14 protein-coding genes are annotated in these 17,912 nt (G+C 59.4%); 11 read left to right on the top strand and 3 right to left on the bottom strand.

The features are described from left to right. Positions 1-7 precede the first annotated feature (7 nt). The 4 genes from AGR13A_RS18660 to AGR13A_RS18645 all read left to right on the top strand — a co-directional run bounded on the left by AGR13A_RS18660 (position 8) and on the right by AGR13A_RS18645 (position 5,212). The gene (locus AGR13A_RS18660; RefSeq protein WP_080838506.1) at positions 8-1,615 is read left to right on the top strand and encodes an ABC transporter substrate-binding protein; all 1,608 of its coding nucleotides are present in this window, start codon (positions 8-10) and stop codon (positions 1,613-1,615) included. Between the two features lie 40 nt (positions 1,616-1,655). Further along, positions 1,656-2,747 (top strand): rhodanese-like domain-containing protein, encoded by a 1,092-nt coding sequence (locus AGR13A_RS18655; protein ID WP_080838503.1) that lies wholly within the window; start codon positions 1,656-1,658, stop codon positions 2,745-2,747. Between the two features lie 45 nt (positions 2,748-2,792). After that, entirely contained in the window at positions 2,793-4,046 is a 1,254-nt protein-coding gene (locus tag AGR13A_RS18650) for an acyl-CoA dehydrogenase family protein (protein WP_080838500.1), read from the top strand. 209 nt (positions 4,047-4,255) lie between these two features. Beyond that, positions 4,256-5,212, top strand: coding sequence for a PLP-dependent cysteine synthase family protein (locus AGR13A_RS18645; RefSeq protein ID WP_080838497.1), 957 nt, complete (start codon positions 4,256-4,258; stop codon positions 5,210-5,212). A gap of 123 nt (positions 5,213-5,335) precedes the next feature. On the opposite strand, the gene AGR13A_RS18640 is transcribed toward AGR13A_RS18645, so the two are convergent. From AGR13A_RS18640 to AGR13A_RS18630, 3 genes are read right to left on the bottom strand one after another with little or no spacing between them, the layout of a single operon-like run. Further along, positions 5,336-6,604, bottom strand: a complete 1,269-nt coding sequence (locus AGR13A_RS18640) for an LLM class flavin-dependent oxidoreductase (RefSeq protein ID WP_080838494.1) — start codon at positions 6,602-6,604, stop codon at positions 5,336-5,338. A gap of 20 nt (positions 6,605-6,624) precedes the next feature. Further along, on the bottom strand, positions 6,625-7,647 hold the full coding sequence (locus AGR13A_RS18635; protein WP_080838491.1) for an LLM class flavin-dependent oxidoreductase: 1,023 nt from the start codon (positions 7,645-7,647) through the stop codon (positions 6,625-6,627). After that, a complete protein-coding gene (locus AGR13A_RS18630) occupies positions 7,644-8,348 on the bottom strand; it encodes a GNAT family N-acetyltransferase (RefSeq protein WP_080840316.1) in 705 nt (234 codons plus the stop codon). Before AGR13A_RS18630 ends, AGR13A_RS18635 begins: the two co-directional genes overlap by 4 nt. A gap of 227 nt (positions 8,349-8,575) precedes the next feature. On the opposite strand from AGR13A_RS18630, the gene AGR13A_RS18625 reads away from it, so the two are divergent. Genes AGR13A_RS18625 through AGR13A_RS18595 form a run of 7 tightly spaced genes read left to right on the top strand, consistent with a single transcriptional unit; the run spans position 8,576 to position 17,862 of the window. Continuing rightward, positions 8,576-9,577, top strand: coding sequence for an MsnO8 family LLM class oxidoreductase (locus AGR13A_RS18625; protein WP_080838489.1), 1,002 nt, complete (start codon positions 8,576-8,578; stop codon positions 9,575-9,577). Between the two features lie 30 nt (positions 9,578-9,607). Further along, positions 9,608-11,245, top strand: a complete 1,638-nt coding sequence (locus AGR13A_RS18620; protein WP_080838485.1) for an ABC transporter substrate-binding protein — start codon at positions 9,608-9,610, stop codon at positions 11,243-11,245. A gap of 36 nt (positions 11,246-11,281) precedes the next feature. After that, positions 11,282-12,904 (top strand): ABC transporter substrate-binding protein, encoded by a 1,623-nt coding sequence (locus tag AGR13A_RS18615; RefSeq protein ID WP_080838481.1) that lies wholly within the window; start codon positions 11,282-11,284, stop codon positions 12,902-12,904. Positions 12,905-12,950: 46 nt separating this feature from the next. Then, positions 12,951-13,967: an ABC transporter permease gene (locus AGR13A_RS18610; RefSeq protein WP_080838477.1), complete on the top strand. Its 1,017-nt coding sequence runs from the start codon at positions 12,951-12,953 to the stop codon at positions 13,965-13,967. Then, positions 13,964-14,836, top strand: coding sequence for an ABC transporter permease (locus tag AGR13A_RS18605; protein ID WP_080838474.1), 873 nt, complete (start codon positions 13,964-13,966; stop codon positions 14,834-14,836). The genes AGR13A_RS18610 and AGR13A_RS18605 overlap by 4 nt, the downstream gene beginning before the upstream one ends. Next, the gene (locus AGR13A_RS18600) at positions 14,833-16,479 is read left to right on the top strand and encodes a dipeptide ABC transporter ATP-binding protein (RefSeq protein ID WP_080838471.1); all 1,647 of its coding nucleotides are present in this window, start codon (positions 14,833-14,835) and stop codon (positions 16,477-16,479) included. The genes AGR13A_RS18605 and AGR13A_RS18600 overlap by 4 nt, the downstream gene beginning before the upstream one ends. 60 nt (positions 16,480-16,539) lie before the next feature. Next, positions 16,540-17,862, top strand: coding sequence for an NtaA/DmoA family FMN-dependent monooxygenase (locus tag AGR13A_RS18595; RefSeq protein WP_080838468.1), 1,323 nt, complete (start codon positions 16,540-16,542; stop codon positions 17,860-17,862). Positions 17,863-17,912 lie beyond the last annotated feature (50 nt).

Raw genomic sequence — 17,912 nt, 5'->3', positions numbered from 1 at the left:
GATTTTCATGACGATAGGACGCCGCCAGTTCAACAAAATGCTTCTTCTGGCAACGGCAGGGACGGCCCTGCCAGGTTCGTTATTCGCTGCAAGCAGCGATGCGAGCCGGCCCGTGTCCGGCGGCACCCTCAAGCTGCTTTATCGTGTTGATCCCGGCAACGCGCTTTTTGCCATCAACACGTCGTCCGGCACGGGGCAGGCGATCGGCCCGAAGATCGTCGAAGGTCTTCTGACATTCGATTTCGACCTCAATCCGCAGCCTTTGCTGGCCACGGAATGGTCCGTTTCGGATGACCATCTTCGTTATACTTTCAAACTCCGCCCAAATGTAAAATGGCACGATGGTCAGGATTTCACCTCGCAAGACGTCGCGTTTTCGATTTTCCGCCTGAAGGAAGCCCATCCGCGTGGCCGCATCACCTATCAGAATGTCGAGGCGGTGGAGACGCCGGACCCCTTGACCGCGATTATCGTTCTTTCCAAACCGGCGCCCTTTCTGATCGCCGCGCAATCGAGTTCGGAGTCGCCGATCGTACCGAAGCATATTTTCGAAAAGCTGAAACCCGCCGACGGCCAGACGCTGCAGACCGCGATTGGCACCGGTCCTTTCAAGCTGACGGAATGGACACCGGGAAGCCATCTGATCTTCGAACGAAACCCCAACTATTGGGATGCGGGCAAACCTTATCTCGATCGCATCATTCTGCGCATCATCACCGATCCGGCTGCCCGGGCCGTGGCACTGGAAACGGGTGAAGTCGATATTGGCGACAACCCGGTTCCGCTGGCGGATCTCGAACGGTTGAAACAGAACCCCGATCTCGTTCTGGACACCAACACCTATGCCTATGCGGGTCCGCAGCAACAGCTGTTTTTCAACTACGATAACGAAATCTTCCGCAAGAAAGATGTCCGCCTGGCCATTGCCAAGGCGATCAATCTTGATGAAATCGTCAATGTGGCGCTCTTCGGTTATGCGCAGGTATCGCCGAGCCCCGTCAGCACAGCCCTGCCGAACTGGTACGACGCATCGGTCAAGGCCCATGGGTATGATCCCAGAGAAGCGGAAAAACTGCTCGATGCGGCGGGATATCCCCGCAAGGAAGACGGCAAACGTTTTGCAGCGCGTTTGACCTATAATTCCTATCTCGCTCCCGGCTTTGCGGATGTGCTTCGCAACCAGCTCGAGAAGATCGGCGTCGCCGTCGAAATCCGCAAATACGACCTGCCGACCTATCTGAAGACGGTCTACACCGATCGCGCTTTCGATCTGGTGGTGGAATCCCTTTCCAATACTTTCGATCCGTCGCTCGGCATCCAGCGCGCCTATTGGAGCAAGAATTTCAAGATCGGGCTGCCCTTTTCCAACGCGGCCAATTACGCCAATCCCGAGGCGGATGCGCTTCTCGAGGCTGCGGCCATCGAGCCGGATCCGAAAAAACGCTGGGTGATCTGGAGCAAGTTTCAGCACCTCATCCACAACGACGTCGCCTCGGTCGATCTGGTCGCGGCGGGAAGCCAGATCGTGGCGCACAAGCGGGTCAAGAACTACGTCACCGGCGCGCAGGGTCTCAACTGGAGTTTCGGCGATCTGTGGCTCGATCCCACCGCCTGAAACCCGCATCTGAAATCAGGATTTGCCAGGAGGATACGCAATGTCTGTACATGCTGTAACCAAAGACCGTCTCATCGAATGGTTGAGAGATGGCAAGGAGCTTGCCGTTCTCGACATTCGCTCCGCAGAAGAGGTGGGGTATGCCTCGCCGCTGTTTGCGACCAACCTCCCGGCTGAAAGACTGGATGCGGAAATCGAGCGCTTCATTCCACGCCGCGTCGTGCGAACCGTTCTGGTGGATGATGGCAAGGGAAGCGCGGAGCAGGCGGCGGAGCGGCTGGCCGCCAGGGGCTGGAGCGACATTCATTTTCTGCGCGGAGGAATTCCGGCGTGGATTGAGGGCGGCGTTGACGCCTTGCCGACATTCGATATTCCCGGCGTTCCCTTCGTCCAGCAGATACGCGGCGAAAAGAACACACCCGTCGTTTTCGCCCGCGAACTCAAGGCGTGGAAGGAAGCCGGCGAAGACGTTGTCGTCATCGACACCCGCACAATAGCGGAATATGAAAAGGCGCACGTGCCGGGCGCCATTGGCGTGCCGGGTGCAGAACTTCTGCTGCGTTTTTCCGACCTCGTGCCCTCACCCAAAACAAGGGTCGTCGTCTCCTGTGCGGGCCTTCCCCGTGCAATCCTCGGTGCCCAGACATTGATCGACGCCGGTGTCGAAAACGATGTCAGCTATTTGCATGATGGGACGCGCGGCTGGACGGATGACGGGTTTGAACTGGAAACGGGTCTTTCACAAACCTATTCGCCCGCCAGTGATGACGCCAAGCACATCGCAAAGACACGTCTGGAAACATTCTCCCGCGATGACGAGGTGTTGTTTATCGATCATGTCACGGCCGAGACATGGTTGCGGGACACGGCGCGAACGACCTATTTCCTCGATGTCAGAACACCGGAAGAATTCGCGATCTCACACCTGCAAGGTTCGATTTCTTCGGAAGGCGGACAGCTTCTCGGTGTTGCCTATCGCACCATTGCCGTGCGCGGAGCGCGGGTCATTCTGGTGGATGACCTGCTGGGCGCCCGCGCAAGCGTGGTTGCCCACTGGCTGAAACGCCGGGGCTTTGAAATCGCCATTCATCTGCACGATTTCGAACAGGGTGCCGAAGCCGCTGCCGCATAGGTCGGCGGAATATTCACCAGACTGGTCCACAGACAGGAATTTGTAATGACCAATGCCACCCAGGCCTGGGGTTCCGCTCCCAGCGCACGCTTTGATACGATAGCCGAGAAATTTCGGGGGATTTTTTCCGAAATTGGCAGGGATTCCATACGGCACGATCTCGATCGCGTGCTTCGTTTCGATGATTATCAAGCATTGAAAAAAGCCGGCTTTTCCAGGCTGCGTCTGCCGGAGGAGTTTGGTGGTCTCGGCTTGACGCTTCCGGAGCTCTTCGGGCTCATCATCGAACTGGCGGAAGCGGATCCCAATCTCACCAATGCCTACCGCAGCCACCTGGGGTTCACGGAGGACCTGCTCAACGCTGCAGCTTCGCCATGGCGGGATGCATGGCTTACCCGGATCGGACAAGACGAAACCATCGGCAGCGGTTTTTCCGAATTGGGAGATGCCCGGATTGGAACATATTCCACCCAGCTTACCCGATATGGCGGCGGCTGGCGGCTGAACGGCGAGAAATATTATACGACCGGCTCGCTTTATGCCGATTGGATAACGCTCGGCGCCGTGGATGGCGATGGCGTACCGGTTGGCGCTCTCGTTCCCACCAGGGCGGAAGGCGTTGAGATTCTCAACGACTGGGATGGTTTTGGGCAGGCACTGACGGCCAGCGGTACGGCGCGTTTTACGGACGTGGCGATTTCCGATGATCTCATCAAGCCAAGCGCCCTGCGTTTCAGCTATTCAGGTGGCTTTTTCCAGCTTGTCCATCTGGCCTCACTTGCCGGAATTGGCCGCGCGGCCGCCACGGAAATCGCCCGTCATGTGGCGGAACGCAAGCGGGTCTATCAGCGCAGCAACGCCTCGCGTTTTGCCGAAGACCCACAGGTGCTTCAGGTCGTGGGGCGGGTGAGAGGTGCGGCCTACAGCGCCGGCGTTATCGTGTTAAAGGCGGCAGAAGCCTTGCAGGCTGCCTATGAGGCCAATCTCTCCGGAGATGAGGAGCGCATTGCGCTGGCAAATCGCAATGCGGACCTTGAGGTCAGCCAGTCGGTGACTGTGGTCAGCAATCTGATCCTCGACGCTTCCACGATCCTTTTCGATGCCCTTGGCGCCTCCGCGGCAAAGCGCAGCCATGGTCTGGACCGGCACTGGCGAAACGCCCGCACCATAACCTCGCACAATCCCCGCATTTATCACGACCGTATCGTGGGAGATTTCGCGGTGAACGGCATCCTGCCAACACCGCAGGGAGGTGTGGGAATAGCCCCACGAACTGAGAGCGAAAAAACTGACGCATGAGAAGGCTGTGCGTCACGGATGGCGATGCGACGATCGGCCTGGGCAGATTTGCATCATGGGCGAAACACCGTGTCGCCTGAGCGTGAAGATGCCTCGCCAAGCCTGCTTTCAACCTTCCATTTCTCCTCGTCAACGGATGGAAGCCAGGTAATCCGGCGCCTTGTCCGGGTCGTTTCACATCCCCTTCAATTCAAAACAGGATAGCGAAATTGGGCAGGATCTATCGTGATTTTACGGAACTCGTTGGCAACACGCCGCTCGTGGAACTCGCCAGAATAGCGGAGAAATACGATCTTTCGTCGAGGATCCTTGCCAAGATCGAGTACCTCAATCCCGCAGGCAGCGTGAAAGACCGAACCGCATGGGGCATCATCCGCGAAGCGGAGAAGAGCGGTAAATTGAAGCCGGGTGATCTTCTTTTCGATCTCACCAGTGGCAATACCGGTATAGGATTTGCGGCTGTCGCCGCCGCGCGCGGATATCGCACGAAATTTTACCTTCGCAATACGATCAGCGAAGATAAGATCAACATTCTTCGCCAGTTTGGATCCGAGATCGAACTGATCGAAAACGAGGAGCTTTTCCAGCCCGATGCGATCCATCGCATTATCGATCGGATCAAGGGTGAAAACCCTGACGCCTTTTACACCGGTCAGCGCTCCAATGACGCCAACCCGCAGGTGCATTTCGAGACGACTGGGCCCGAAATTTGGCGCGATACCGACGGAAACATTGATATTCTGGTGGCTACGGTTGGTACGGGCGGCACCGTTTCCGGTGCCGGGCGCTTCCTCAAGTCGCAAAACCCGGAAATAAAAATTGTCGTTGCCGAACCTACGCCGGAGTCCGTTCCGTCCCCCGACAATCCTGATGCGCTGACGATCGAAGGCGTGCACAAGGTCACGGAGGTGGAGGAAAGCACCCTGCCGGAGACTTACAACAAGGGCGTTGTGGATGAGGTTGTCGCCGTTACGACCGAGCAGGCGCGGCGGGCTGCACTTGCTGTCGCAAGGGAGGAAGGCCTCCTGGTCGGAACCTCGTCCGGCGCTGCCATCGCGGTTGCCATCGAACTTTCACGGCGCGTGGAAAACAGTGGCAAGACGATTGCCGTCGTCTTTCCCGACAGTGGTGAGCGATATCTTTCGCTTTTTGATGCGCTGGACTGAAAGATCAAGCAAGGGGTACGGAATTTAGAATTCTGTGGCGCGTTCGTTTGAACGCAAGTGCCGACAGGCCTTGAAAAAGGCGGCCTTTCGGCATTTCTCGTATGTCCGGGAGTGAACCAAGGATCAATGCACGGCGAGGCCGAGATTGCCCCGCAATGTCTGCGTTTCATATTGCTGTCGGTAGACGCCCCATTCCTGAAGATAGGGAATGACCTTGTCGACGAATTCATCAAAGCCTGTTGGCGTAAGATGCGGGGCAAAAACGAAGCCGTCGGCGGCGTTTTCCTGAACGTAGTTGTTGATCTGTCTCGCCACCGTTTCCGGCGTGCCGATGAAATGCTGGCGTGCCGTCACCTTGATGATGAGCTGACGGATGCTCAATTTTTCGCGCTTGGCGATTTCCCGCCAGGTGCGGGCGGTTTCCAGCCGGTCGTCGACACGGCTCGCACGGCCTTGCGCTACTGCAGGAGAGGCGACTTCGGCGTCGATCTCCGGCAGCGGTCCATCCGGGTCATAAGAAGAGAGATCGCGATTCCATACCTGTTCCAGAAATACGATCGCGTTTTTCGGGCTTACCTGCTGCAAACGAATGGCGCGCTGCCGTTCCTCGGCATCTTCCTGGCTGTCGCCCAGAACGAAAGCGGCGCCGGGCAATATTTTGAGGTCGTCCGCGCTGCGGCCATATCTGGAAAGCCGCGCCTTGACGTCCTTGTAGAAGGCCTGCCCATCCTCAAGCGTGCCGTGGCGGGAATAGATGACATCGGCGTGGCTGGCGGCCAGTTCGCGGCCGGTTTCGGAATCGCCGGCCTGCGCGATGACGGGAGCGCCTTGCGGCGAGGGTGGCAGATCGGAACGGCCGGCGATATCGAAGTGCTTGGACTTGAAGGCAAAATCCTGCCCCTTCCAGACGGCCCGCGTTGCCTCGATAAATTCCCTTGCCCGCTCATAACGTTCGGCAAAGGGCAGATGGTCGCCTCTTCGGAAATTCGCGCCGGTAAAGGCGCCGGGCGAGGTGACGACATTCCACCCGGCGCGGCCGTTTGAAAGTGTGTCAAGCGTGGCAAGCTGGCGGGCTAACGGATAGGGCTCGTTAAATGTTGTGGTGAGCGTTCCGATCAGGCCCACATTGGTGGTGACGGCGGAGATTGCCGTGAGGATCGCCAATGTGTTCGGCCGCCCAACCACATCCAGTTCGTGGAAACGACCCTTCTGTTCGCGTACCCGTAATCCCTCTGCGAGGAAAATGAAGTCCAGTTTTCCCCGCTCCACCGTTTCGGCGAAATGCCTGAAAGACGAGAAAGCGATCTGGCTGCCGGCCGCTGGATCGCTCCAGACCGTGAAGTTGTTGACGCCCGGAAACTGGGCCCCGATGATGACTTGCTTCTTTGACATGGTGTTATTTCCGATGGCTTTCAGGCGGCTGCGACGGCGTAACGGTTCACGGCGGCAGGCAATGACAGGCGGTCACGCAGCGTCGATCCGCGTCCTGGTTGCGCAAGTCCGGCATCGCGAAGCGCCGGCAGGATATGATCCGACAGGGGTGCAAGATCCCGTTCCGGTTGTCGTGGCAGGAAGCGGATGCCATCCAGCCCCGCTGTGGCCAATGCGCGTGTCCGTGAAATCGTCGTCGCCACTTCATCCTTCCATTGCGGGATCGTATCTTTTTCGGGCTCGTCAATCCCAATGCCGATGTCGGCAAGGAGCCGCAGCTCCGGATGTCTGGATTTGAGCCCCCTCACCAGCGACAAAAGCTCGCTCTCGCTTGCACGCAAGAATGCGAGATCGACGGCGGAGGTCGGAAGGATGCTGTCTCTAGGTCCCACTATGGCGGCGATGACGGGCTGGCCTTGTGGAGGCCGCGGTGTGATCGACGGGCCGAGGACGTTAAAATTTGCGCCCCTGAAATCGACATAACGCAATTTTGCGCCGTCAATGAAGCGCTGGCTTTCCGGATCGCGGATGACGGCGTCATCTTCCCAGCTGTCCCAGAGCCGACGAATGACGTCTATCGCTTCGTCGAAATCCCGTTCGAGCGCCTGGCGGTTGTTTTCCGGATAGCCGTTAAGCTCCCCGGTCGCGCGTCTTGCCGCAGCCGCCCGGCTGCCCTCAAGCCGTTGCGCAAGAAGGCCGGCACGACCTTCGGTAACGTAATCGAGTGTGGCGATGGCGGTCGATACATGGAAGGGTTCAAGGAAGTTGATCGGCGCACCGGCAAGGATGCCGGCGTGGCTGGTTCGGGCGCCAAGCCAGTTTGCGAGCAATATGGCATCGAGGCCATCGCCTGTGGAGCGCGCAAAATCGTCTTCAAGGGTGATGAGATCGACACCTTCGTCAAGACGCCGGAGAAGGCCATTTGACTTGCTGTCTTGCCCGAGTACATCAAGGGAACGGTGACTGAGGTCTATGCCCAGATGAAAATTCGTTGCGAAAGTCATGTCGCACTCCGTGCTGAGGGTTGAGCCGTACGGGCGGAAAGCACGCTCTGGTACGATAGTTCATCGCGGCCTCCCCCAGCCCGTGCTGCGCTGTGCCCGGCAAAGCGCGCTAGGATTTTCGCCTCCTGCCCTTCCTTTAAAGCTTTCACTCGCGCGGTCGCCTCTTCGAAGGAAGCGGCGGGAGGATAGACGGGCGTGTTTCCCCTGTGCCCGGCCCTGGTGCCGATGTGCTTTTCGAAAGGTAGCGAGCGATAAAGATGCGGATCGGCCGCCGGGTCGAAAAGCGGGCGATATCCGAGGCTGAGGTAAAGCGCCACGGCTTCCGGCTGACGAAATCCGGTCGAGAGATAGGTGCGGGTATAGCCAAGGGCTGCAGCGCTTTCTTCAAGCGCCGACATGATGGTGCGGGCAAGTCCCTGACGTCGCAGCGATGGATCGGTCCATATCCGCTTTATTTCGGCCGTTTCGTCGTCGTGGCTCATGAAGGCGCCGCCGGCAATGGTCCTGCCGTCTCGCTGCACCAGCAGGAGATCGCCCAGCGGCGGGGAATAGAGCCCTTCCGGATATCGGAATATCTCGCCGCGCGCACCGCCGGGGCGATCTGTCGCGCCATATCGCCCGTCATATTCGCTGATCAGGCCTTCGATGAGAGGTTGGGTCAAGGGGTGAAGTAAAGAGGAGTGAATGATGACATCGGGCATGGCTTGTCTCGCTTGGACACGAAAGCCGGCTGTCCGGGCGGTGGTGATCAAGCGTTGAAAGCTTGCACCGGCCTCAGCCGCGGGCAGAAGCATGGCGCAAGGCATGCGGCTTTGGCGCGGCATGATCTTTTATTGTGCAATTGAATAAGGAAATATCATTGCTCGATTATTTATATCACTAAAAATATAGATTTTATCAAATTAACGACCGTTACCCTGGAGTGTCGATGACCTTTGGTTTGAGCTTTCTCGACAAGAGTCCGATCCATCACGATGAAAGCGCCGTGGCGGCGCTGCAAAGAACAGTGACGCTGGCGCAAAAAGCGGAAGCGCACGGCTTCCTGCGCTTCTGGGTTGCCGAGCACCATAACTCGCCAAAACTGGCAAGCTCGTCTCCCGAAGTGCTGATCGGTTTTCTGTTGGCGCAGACCCAGCGGATCAATATCGGGTCTGGAGGCGTCATGCTGCAGCATTACAGCGCCTACAAGGTCGCCGAAAACTTCAAGCTGCTTTCAACGCTTGCGCCCGGTCGTGTCGATCTGGGCATTGGCAAGGCGCCGGGCGGGCTTCCACTCTCCACGCGTGCCCTTCAGGGCGCCTATGATCCGGCGCGCAAGCCCTCGTTTGAACGGCAGCTTGAGGATCTCGAGCAGTATGTCAGCGATGACGGATCAGAAAATCGGGGTGAAGACAGGCTTGCGGCCTATCCCCTTCCGCCTTCGCCACCCAACCGTTTCCTGCTTGGGGCGAGCCCGGAAAGCGGGCGGCTTGCCGGCAGGCTGGGATGGAACTTCGTTTATGCCGGCCATATCCATGGCAATGAGGCGGCCATTTCCGAGGCGCTGGATGCGTTCAGAACCGCCGGCGGCAAATATGCGGCTCTCGCCGTGGCCGTCGTGGTTGCCGAAACCGATGAGGCTGCCGATACGCTTGCGGTTGAAAGCCGTCGCTTTCGCGTCGAGGTCGAAGGCGGGCAGGGCGTGAACGTCGGCAGCGAGGAGCAGGCCCGGGAATATGCCCGGCAGGCGGGCGCGACGCATTATCGTATCGAGGAACGCAGCCCGCTCATCGTGCGTGGCTCGCCGGCCACGGTTCGTGCCGAACTGCTCCGGCTTCATCACCATCATGGCATCAACGAGTTCGTCGTCGATTGCCCCGTATCCGACGGCGCGCATCGCCTGAAGACAATCGAATATCTGGCGGCAGCCAGCCGCGCTCTCGCTGCGTGAAGGCAGGCCATTCGGCACAGGGGATTAGAGATGGTAACCAGACGTCATTTCATTCTGGCAACGAGCGCCGCAGCGATTTTTGCCGGCGGCCGGGTCGCCTTCGGTGCAGGCGATACCACGCAGACGCCGACAAGCGGCGGTTCGTTGATCTGGGCTGTGGAGACCGAGCCAAGCACGCTCAATCCGCATCTGAACGGGCAGGCCAAGGCGAAGCTCATTCTGCGCAATGCCTATGAGTCGCTTCTGGCTCGTACGCCCGATGGCGGTTATGCGCCATGGCTGGCTAAAAGCTATTCGATCTCCGATGATGGCAAACAATACACTTTCATCTTGCGCGACGACGTGACGTTCAGCGATGGCGAGAAGTTCAATGCTGCCGCGGTGGCGCTCAATTTCACCAAGCTGAAGGAGCCGACCTATTCCGGCAGTATCAGCGCCGGCCACCTGTCTCACGTTACTGAAGCGCTTGCCGTGGACGAGCACACGCTCGTCCTTAAGCTCGGGCGGGTCTATGCGCCTTTCCTTGACGGCGCTTCCGGTATTGAAATCCTGTCGCCGCGGGCCTTCTCCTCACCGCAGCTGAAATCGGGTGGGCCTGGAATTGCCGGCACCGGCCCGTTCGTTCTCGACCGTTACGTCAAGGGTCAGGAAATCCGTTTCGTCAAAAATCCCGGTTACAACTGGGCGCCGGCGACTGCCGGCCATCAGGGGCCAGCCTATCTGGATGAGGTGACTTATCGTTTCCTGCCGGAATCCGCCGTGCGCAGCGGTGCTCTGTCTTCCGGTCAGGTCCAGGTGATCGAGGGAATTCCGGGCAATGATGCCGGTCTCTTCCGGGACGACCCGGAATTTTCCTATCAGACGGCAATCAATACCGGTACGCCCTATACGCTTTACCTCAACGTCAATTACGGGCCGACCGCCGACGTTAAAATACGCAGGGCATTTCAGGCGGCGGTTGACGTGGACCAGATCCTGCAAGCCGTCTATCGCGGCGAACGCAAGCGTGCCTGGGGTATTCTCACCCCCGCGGATACCGATTTCTACGACAAGAGTATCGAGCAGGCCTATGGTTTCAATCCGAAGCTCGCCAATAGCCTGCTCGATGAAGCCGGCTGGTCCGTCCGCGACGGTGATGGTTTCCGCGTGAAGGACGGCAAGCGATTGACGATCGAGGTCGTGCAGTCGCAATCGACCGTGCGTGACCAGCGCGATATTCTCCTGCAGGCGGTGCAGGCACAGCTGCGCCAGAATGCCGGTATCGATCTCGCCTTGCAATATGTCGATGCGGGGACCTATTCCAGCCGCCAGAAGGACGGCCAGTACGGCATTATTCCGAATTCGACGACGACGCAGGAAAACGGCGTCACGATCTATTTCCACTATCTGCCGCGCGACAAGGGCGGATCGATCAATTACAGCCGCACCGAGGCGCCGGAAATATCCGCCTGGCTGGACGAGGCGGCAGCGACGCTCGATCAGCAAAAACGCTTCGAAATCTACGCGAAATTGCAGCGTTATGCGCTTCTGGAGCAGGCGCTCGGCCTGCCGCTTTATGTGCCCGACGACCAGATTGCCGCTTCGGTCGCGGTCAAGGGTGTCGGCTTCAGACCCTTCAAACGCCTTCCCGATAATGCCTACGATATCTGGCTTCAGCAAAACGCCTGATCCGTCGGCGATTCAATATTTTAATGGAGTTTAAGCATGCTCAATCGCAGACAGTTCGTCGTCGCAGGCACCGCGCTGCTGGCAATTTCGGCCTTCCCGGTGCTCTCTTCTGCGCAGGACGCCAAGCCCGTCAGTGGCGGTACATTGACCTGGGGTGTCGAGACGGAACCGGCGACGCTCAATCCGCAACTGAACGGCCAGGACAAGACCAAGCTTTTGCTGCGAAACGCCTATGAATCGCTTCTGGCGCGGACTGCCGATGGCGGATATGTGCCGTGGCTCGCGACCGGCCACAGCATTTCCGAGGATGGCAAGACCTATACGTTCAAGCTGCGCGACGACGTCACCTTCACCGACGGCCAGAAATTCGATGCGCAGGCGGTGATCGCCAATTTCGAAAAGCTTAAAGATCCTGCCTATTCCACCAGCGTCAGCGCCGGTCCGGTTTCGCGCATCGCCGAGCTGAAAGCCGTCGATTCCCATACGGTATCTTTCACCCTGAAAGACATTTACGCACCCTTCCTCGATTATGTCGCGGGCCTCGAAATCCTGTCGCCGGCTGCTTTTGCATCGCCGCAAATCAAGGCTGGCGGACCGGAAGTTGCTGGAACCGGTCCTTTCATTCTCAAGCGCTACGTCAAGGGTCAGGAAATCCAGTTCGAAAAGAACCCCGATTATAATTGGGCGCCGAAGACCGCCAAACACCAGGGGGCGGCCTATCTCGATCAGGTGACCTATCGTTTCCTGCCGGAATCCTCGGTAAGGACCGGTGCATTGACCTCCGGGCAGCTCGATGTGATCGAAGGGATTTCGGGCAACGACGCGGCTCTCTTCAAGGATAATCCCGACTTCACCTATCAGACGGCGCTCAATACGGGGACGCCCTACTCGCTCTTCCTCAATGTCACCTGGGGTCCGACGCAGGATGTCAAAGTACGCAAGGCGCTCCTCGCTTCGCTTGATATCGACAAGGTCCTGAAGGCGGTTTATCGCGGTGAACGCACCCGTGCCTGGGGCATCACCTCGCCGATCGATCCGCAGTTTTATGACAAGAGCATCGAGAACGCCTACGGGGCAGATGCTGAATTGGCCAACAGGCTGCTGGACGAAGCGGGCTGGCGCGAGAAGGATGCGGACGGTTTCCGCACCAAGGACGGCAAGCGTCTGACCATCGATGTCGTGCAGGCGCAGGCCACTGTGCGCGATCAGCGCGATGTCCTCCTGCAGGCGCTGCAGGCACAGGCCCGGCAAGTGGCGGGCATCGATCTAGCCATCAATTATGTCGATGCGGGCACCTACACGGATCGCCGCAAGACCGGCCAGTTCGGTTCCATCGCCAATTCCAACACGCCGACGGATGCGATCGACATCGAATATCATTACCTGCCGCTGCAGAAGGGTGGCACCATCAACTACAGCCGCGCCGAAGCGCCGGAACTGGCGCAATGGCTGAACGCGGCGGCATCGACCCTCGATCAGAAAAAGCGTTTCGAGGTTTATGCGAAGCTGCAGCGTTTCGCGATTGTCGATCAGGCTTACGCCATTCCGCTCTATGAGCCCGAAGATCAGGTTGCCGCCGCAAAACATGTGAAAGGCATCAGCTTCCGGCCGTTCAAGCAATTGCCTGAAAACGCCTACGACGTGTGGCGGAGCGAATAATCCTTCAGGAACGGCTGACAACTGAAACAAAGTGAGATTGGACGGCATGAGCGCTGACAATGTGACATCCCTGGGCCAGGCACCGACGTCCTTTTTCCGCCGCGGGCGTTTCCGGCGGCGGGGCGGCCTGCCGCTTCAGGTTCTCGGCCGCATCGGCTCGGGCATACTGGTCCTGTGGGCGGCGGTGACGCTGAGCTTCATCAGCATCCAGCTTGCCCCCGGAGACATTGTCAGCCTGCTGATCGGTGAACAGATCCGCACGCCCGAGGTCGAGGCGGCCATCCGTGCCGAATGGGGACTGGATCAGTCCATTCTCGACCAGTATCTCGCTTATCTGACACGATTGCTGCACGGTGATTTCGGCCGATCCTATATTCTGCAGACCGATATATCGAGCCTTGTGGCAACGCAGATGCTGCCGACGCTGAAGCTGACTGCTGCCGCACTTGCGGTTGCCATCATCTTTGCGGTCACAAGCGCCATCCTCACCGCCGGCAAACCCATATCACGCAGCATTGCCGGCGGTCTGGAACTGACGCTGATTTCCACGCCGACATTCTGGCTTGGCATTCTGCTGCTTTACGTCTTTTCATTCACCTTCAAGATTTTCCCAGTTTCCGGCGACCGGAACCTGTCGGCGCTGGTGCTGCCGGCCCTGTCGCTTGGCCTGTCGCTCGGCGCTGTTCTTGGACAGGTCCTGCGCGAAGGGCTGGAACGGGCGCTTGAGGAGCCTTTTGCGCTGACGGTTCGTAGCTGGGGCGCAAGCGATCTTGTCCTCAGGCTGCGCCACGGCCTTCGCCATGCCGCGCTCCCGACCGTAACCCTTGCCGGCTGGCTGGTCGGCAATCTTTTGTCCGGTGCCGTCATCACCGAAGCGGTGTTCGGACGTCCGGGCCTCGGGCGGATAACAGTCGACGCCGTTCTTGCACATGACATGCCGGTGGTCCTGGCGGTCGCCATCCTGTCCGCACTCATTTATGTGGTGATGAGCACGCTCGTGGATGTCCTGTACCTGCTGCTTGATCCCAGGCTGCGCAACGAGGGTGGGAGGAGAAAGCCATGAGCATTTCCTTCGACAAGCCCATATCCGCCACCGGCCGTCTGCGGCAGGTTTTATCGGTGCTGTTTGCCAGACCGGGGCTGACACTCTCGTCGCTGTTTCTGCTTTTTGTGGCAACGGCGACCATCTGGCCGCAATTTGTCACCGCCGCCAATCCCCTGCTGGCTGATCCCCTGCAAGCGCAACTGCCGCCATCTGCCGAACACTGGTTCGGAACCGATCATCTGGGCCGTGATGTCTTTTCGCGGGTGGTCTATGGCGCGCGTTATTCGATCCTGATCGGTGTCAGCGCCATCGCCATTGCCGCGCTGGTCGGTTCCCTGCTCGGCCTTGTCGCCGGTCTTGCACGCGGCGCGGTGGATGAACTGATATCGCGGTTTCTCGATGTCGTATCGTCGTTCCCGGATTTGCTTCTGGCGCTGGTGCTGATTTCGTTTACCGGGCCGGGAACGGTCAATCTCATCTTCGCGCTCGGTGTCGCCTCCGTGCCGCGTTTTGCCCGCGTGGTGCGCGCCCAGACCTTCGTCATCGCCAGAAGCGGTTATGTGGAACAGGCGAAAACCTTCGGTCTCCGCCGCTTTACGCTGGTCACCCGGCATGTGCTGCCGCATGCGATAGCACAGGTTCCCATTCTGGCGACGATCGGCCTCGGCTCCACCATCATTCAGGCAGCGGGCCTCAGCTTTCTCGGCATGGGGCCGCAACCGCCAATCCCCGAATGGGGCGCCATGCTGGCGGAAGCGCGCAATTATCTGCGGGTGGCGTGGTGGATCGGCATCTGGCCGGGCCTCGCCATTACCCTCACCGTCATCGCCATCAGCATTCTGGGAAAACGCTGGCAGATCGCATTCGAAGGCAGGAGACAGGCATGACGCCGCTTATCGATGTGCGCAATCTGAAGATCGGTTTTCCGCGCGGCAACGGTGACAACACCGTCGTACACGGCATCGATCTGACCATTCATCGGGGCGAAACCGTCGCGCTTGTCGGAGAGTCCGGGTCAGGAAAATCGGTCACGGCCCGTTCGTTGATCGGGCTTGCCGGCCATGCCGCCAGGGTGGCCGCGGACAGGTTCGAGGTAGCGGGAGAAAATGTGCTGGGCCTGCGCGAAGCGGGCTGGCGACGTCTTCGCGGGGAGAAGATTGGTTTTGTCCTGCAGGATGCGCTGGTCTCGCTCGATCCGCTGCGCCGGATTTCGCAGCAGCTTTCCGATGCCGCCGGCCGTCGGAAACTCTTTGCCCGTGCGCCGGAAGGTTTCGACAGCCACGCGCTGTTGAAGTCTGTCGGCATTCCCGATCCCGTTCGCCGGTTGCGTCAATATCCGCACCAGCTTTCCGGCGGGCTGCGGCAGCGTGCCCTGATCGCAACCGCGATCGCCCGCAACCCTTCGCTGTTGATCGCAGATGAACCAACCACGGCACTCGATGCGACGGTGCAGAAGCAGATTCTCGATCTGCTGGCCGAACGTCGAAAAGCCGGACATACGCTGCTGTTGATCAGCCATGATCTGGCGGTGGTCTCGCGTCTTGCTGACCGCGTTCTTGTCATGAATGAAGGCAGAATCGTCGAGGAAGGGCCAACGCAAGAGCTGCTGCGTCGGCCGAAACACGCCTATACGCGCCAATTGCTCGACGCCGTGCCATCGGCCGGATCGAAGGGTTATCGGCTTTCGGCAGCGGTGCCGTTGCCGGCTGACGGCGGGGGAGCACCAGTTTCGCAACGCGAGCCGCTGCCACCAAGGACCGTCCATCCGGGCAAGCATGTTCTTTCGATCCACAATCTCGTCAAACATTACGGCGGTCCGGAAAACGCGCCTGTCGTCAACGATGTCTCCTTCGAGCTTTCTGCCGGTGAGGCGCTCGGCATTGTGGGCGAGTCCGGTTCCGGAAAGACGACCGTCGCAAAAATGGTTCTGGGGCTTGTCGAACCCGAGGAAGGCACGGTTTTGATCGAGGGCCAGCCATGGAACAATGTTGCGGAAAGCCTGCGCAGATCGCGCCGCGGCACCATGCAGCTGATCGCCCAGGATGCCTTCAGTTCCTTCGATCCGCGTTATACGGTTGAGAAGATCGTCGGCGAAAGCCTCGATGTCACGGGGCTTTATGGATCCGAGCGCCGCGACCGCGTGCTGGAAGTCCTCGAAGCCGTTCGGTTGGGCGGCGATTTCCTCAGCCGTTATCCCCGCGAGCTTTCGGGCGGGCAGCGCCAGCGCGTGGCCATCGCCAGAGCATTTGCTCCGCGCCCGCGCCTCCTGGTTGCCGATGAGCCGGTGAGCGCATTGGACGTTTCGGTTCAGGCGCAGGTTCTCGATCTTCTCGCGGAACTCCAGGCGGCATCCGGCACCTCGCTGCTGTTCATCTCTCATGATCTCGGTGTCGTGCGCCACCTGACCGACCGGGTGCTGGTGATGAAAGACGGCCGCATCGTCGAAAGCGGCGATGTCGCAGAGGTATTCTCCGCTCCCCGGCATGGCTACACGCGAAAACTGATCGATGCGGTTCCCGTGCTTGCGTGAGCCCGCCATTTGCCTGCCATCAGGCAAGAAACACGAACCAGCATTGAAAAGGAACCGATCATGGCGCTCACTCGCCCCCGACGTCTGAAAACACTCACCGGTGCAAGCAGCGTGGTTGCCGCATCGAACGACCACATTGCGACAACCGGCATTAAACGCGCGGTGGAACTGGCGAAAAAGGCCGAAGCTGAAAAGATCACCGGCCTTTTTACGGCCGATCTTCTTCATATTGATCCCGCCGGTCTTGCTGGTACGGCAGGCATTCAGGAGCCGATCGTGACGCTGGCGGCGCTCAGCCAGGCGACATCGCGGATCGGTTTGATCGCGACGATTTCCACCACCTTCCATCACCCTTACAATCTTGCGCGCCAGATCGGCACGCTGGACCACCTCAGCGGCGGCCGCGCGGGCTGGAATGCGGTGACATCTTCCGTCGGCGAGGAAAATTTCGGCGAAGCCTTGCCAAGCCCGGAGGAGCGTTACGAGCGCGCAGCGGAGTTCATCGAAGTCGTCAACGCCCTTTATGATGCCAACGAGCGGGACGCGGCCCAGCGCAAAGCCTCGGGCGCAATCGCAGTGGATCCCGCCAAATTTCACCCCATCGCCTATGAGGGCCGGTATTTCAGCGTGCAGGGACCGCTCAATGTGCCGCCGCTGCCGCAGGGCAGGGCCGTGCTGTTCCAGGCCGGCCAGTCGGAAGCGGGTGTTACCGTTGGCGCACGTTATGCCGAGGTTGTCTACACGTCGCAGCCTCGTTTCGAAGATGCCGTCGCATTCGCGACCGAATTGCGGCGGCGGGCAACGGCTTTCGGCCGTGCCGGCGGCCTGCCCCTGATCATGAATTCCTTCCATGCGGTCATTGGCGAGTCCGATGCGGATGTCGCACGTCGATTGAAGGAAAAGCATGAGCGCATCGACTACGAGCAGGGGCGACTGAAACTGGCGGATATGCTGGGCGGCGATCTCGACCTTTCCGGATTGCCGCTGGACCAGCCTCTCCCCGACACCTTGCTGCCGGAAGTGACAAGCATCAACCGCAGACGCGGTCGGGTGGAAGTTTTCCGCCGCTACGTCAAGCAGGGGCTGTCATTGCGCGAATTGATTATCCAGGCCCAGGAAACGGGGCATTGGTCCGTGGCGGGTACGCCCGAGAAACTTGTGGATGCCATCGAGGAGCGGTATCGCGCGGGAATTCTCGACGTGCTTTCTCTTCACGGGTTTGGCAATCCCGAGCAGGAAGACCTCCTGGTCAACGGACTTCTGCCGGAACTGCGCCGCCGTGCAATCATCGATACGGATTACATAAGCGACGACTTCCGCGGCAACCTCCAGCTACCCGAATTTGCAGCCTCGGACAATTTCACCGGCGCGCGTACGGCTTAGGTGCTCGTCGTCAGACCAAGCGAGCCGGCGGGGCGGTGGCCGCGTCGGCT

The sequence above is a fragment of the Agrobacterium genomosp. 13 str. CFBP 6927 genome (assembly GCA_900012615.1).
GTDB lineage: Bacteria > Pseudomonadota > Alphaproteobacteria > Rhizobiales > Rhizobiaceae > Agrobacterium.
Note: the sequence above shows the minus strand (reverse complement) of the source record. Positions and strands in the feature narration are given on the sequence as shown.

Excerpts from the sequence above, each read along its gene's own strand:
- AGR13A_RS18660 (WP_080838506.1), top strand. The coding sequence starts at position 8 with ATGACGATAGGACGCCGCCAGTTCAACAAAATGCTTCTTCTGGCAACG.
- AGR13A_RS18655 (WP_080838503.1), top strand. The coding sequence starts at position 1,656 with ATGTCTGTACATGCTGTAACCAAAGACCGTCTCATCGAATGGTTGAGA.
- AGR13A_RS18650 (WP_080838500.1), top strand. The coding sequence starts at position 2,793 with ATGACCAATGCCACCCAGGCCTGGGGTTCCGCTCCCAGCGCACGCTTT.
- AGR13A_RS18640 (WP_080838494.1), bottom strand. The coding sequence starts at position 6,604 with ATGTCAAAGAAGCAAGTCATCATCGGGGCCCAGTTTCCGGGCGTCAAC.
- AGR13A_RS18635 (WP_080838491.1), bottom strand. The coding sequence starts at position 7,647 with ATGACTTTCGCAACGAATTTTCATCTGGGCATAGACCTCAGTCACCGT.
- AGR13A_RS18630 (WP_080840316.1), bottom strand. The coding sequence starts at position 8,348 with ATGCCCGATGTCATCATTCACTCCTCTTTACTTCACCCCTTGACCCAA.
- AGR13A_RS18625 (WP_080838489.1), top strand. The coding sequence starts at position 8,576 with ATGACCTTTGGTTTGAGCTTTCTCGACAAGAGTCCGATCCATCACGAT.
- AGR13A_RS18620 (WP_080838485.1), top strand. The coding sequence starts at position 9,608 with ATGGTAACCAGACGTCATTTCATTCTGGCAACGAGCGCCGCAGCGATT.
- AGR13A_RS18615 (WP_080838481.1), top strand. The coding sequence starts at position 11,282 with ATGCTCAATCGCAGACAGTTCGTCGTCGCAGGCACCGCGCTGCTGGCA.
- AGR13A_RS18610 (WP_080838477.1), top strand. The coding sequence starts at position 12,951 with ATGAGCGCTGACAATGTGACATCCCTGGGCCAGGCACCGACGTCCTTT.
- AGR13A_RS18605 (WP_080838474.1), top strand. The coding sequence starts at position 13,964 with ATGAGCATTTCCTTCGACAAGCCCATATCCGCCACCGGCCGTCTGCGG.
- AGR13A_RS18600 (WP_080838471.1), top strand. The coding sequence starts at position 14,833 with ATGACGCCGCTTATCGATGTGCGCAATCTGAAGATCGGTTTTCCGCGC.
- AGR13A_RS18595 (WP_080838468.1), top strand. The coding sequence starts at position 16,540 with ATGGCGCTCACTCGCCCCCGACGTCTGAAAACACTCACCGGTGCAAGC.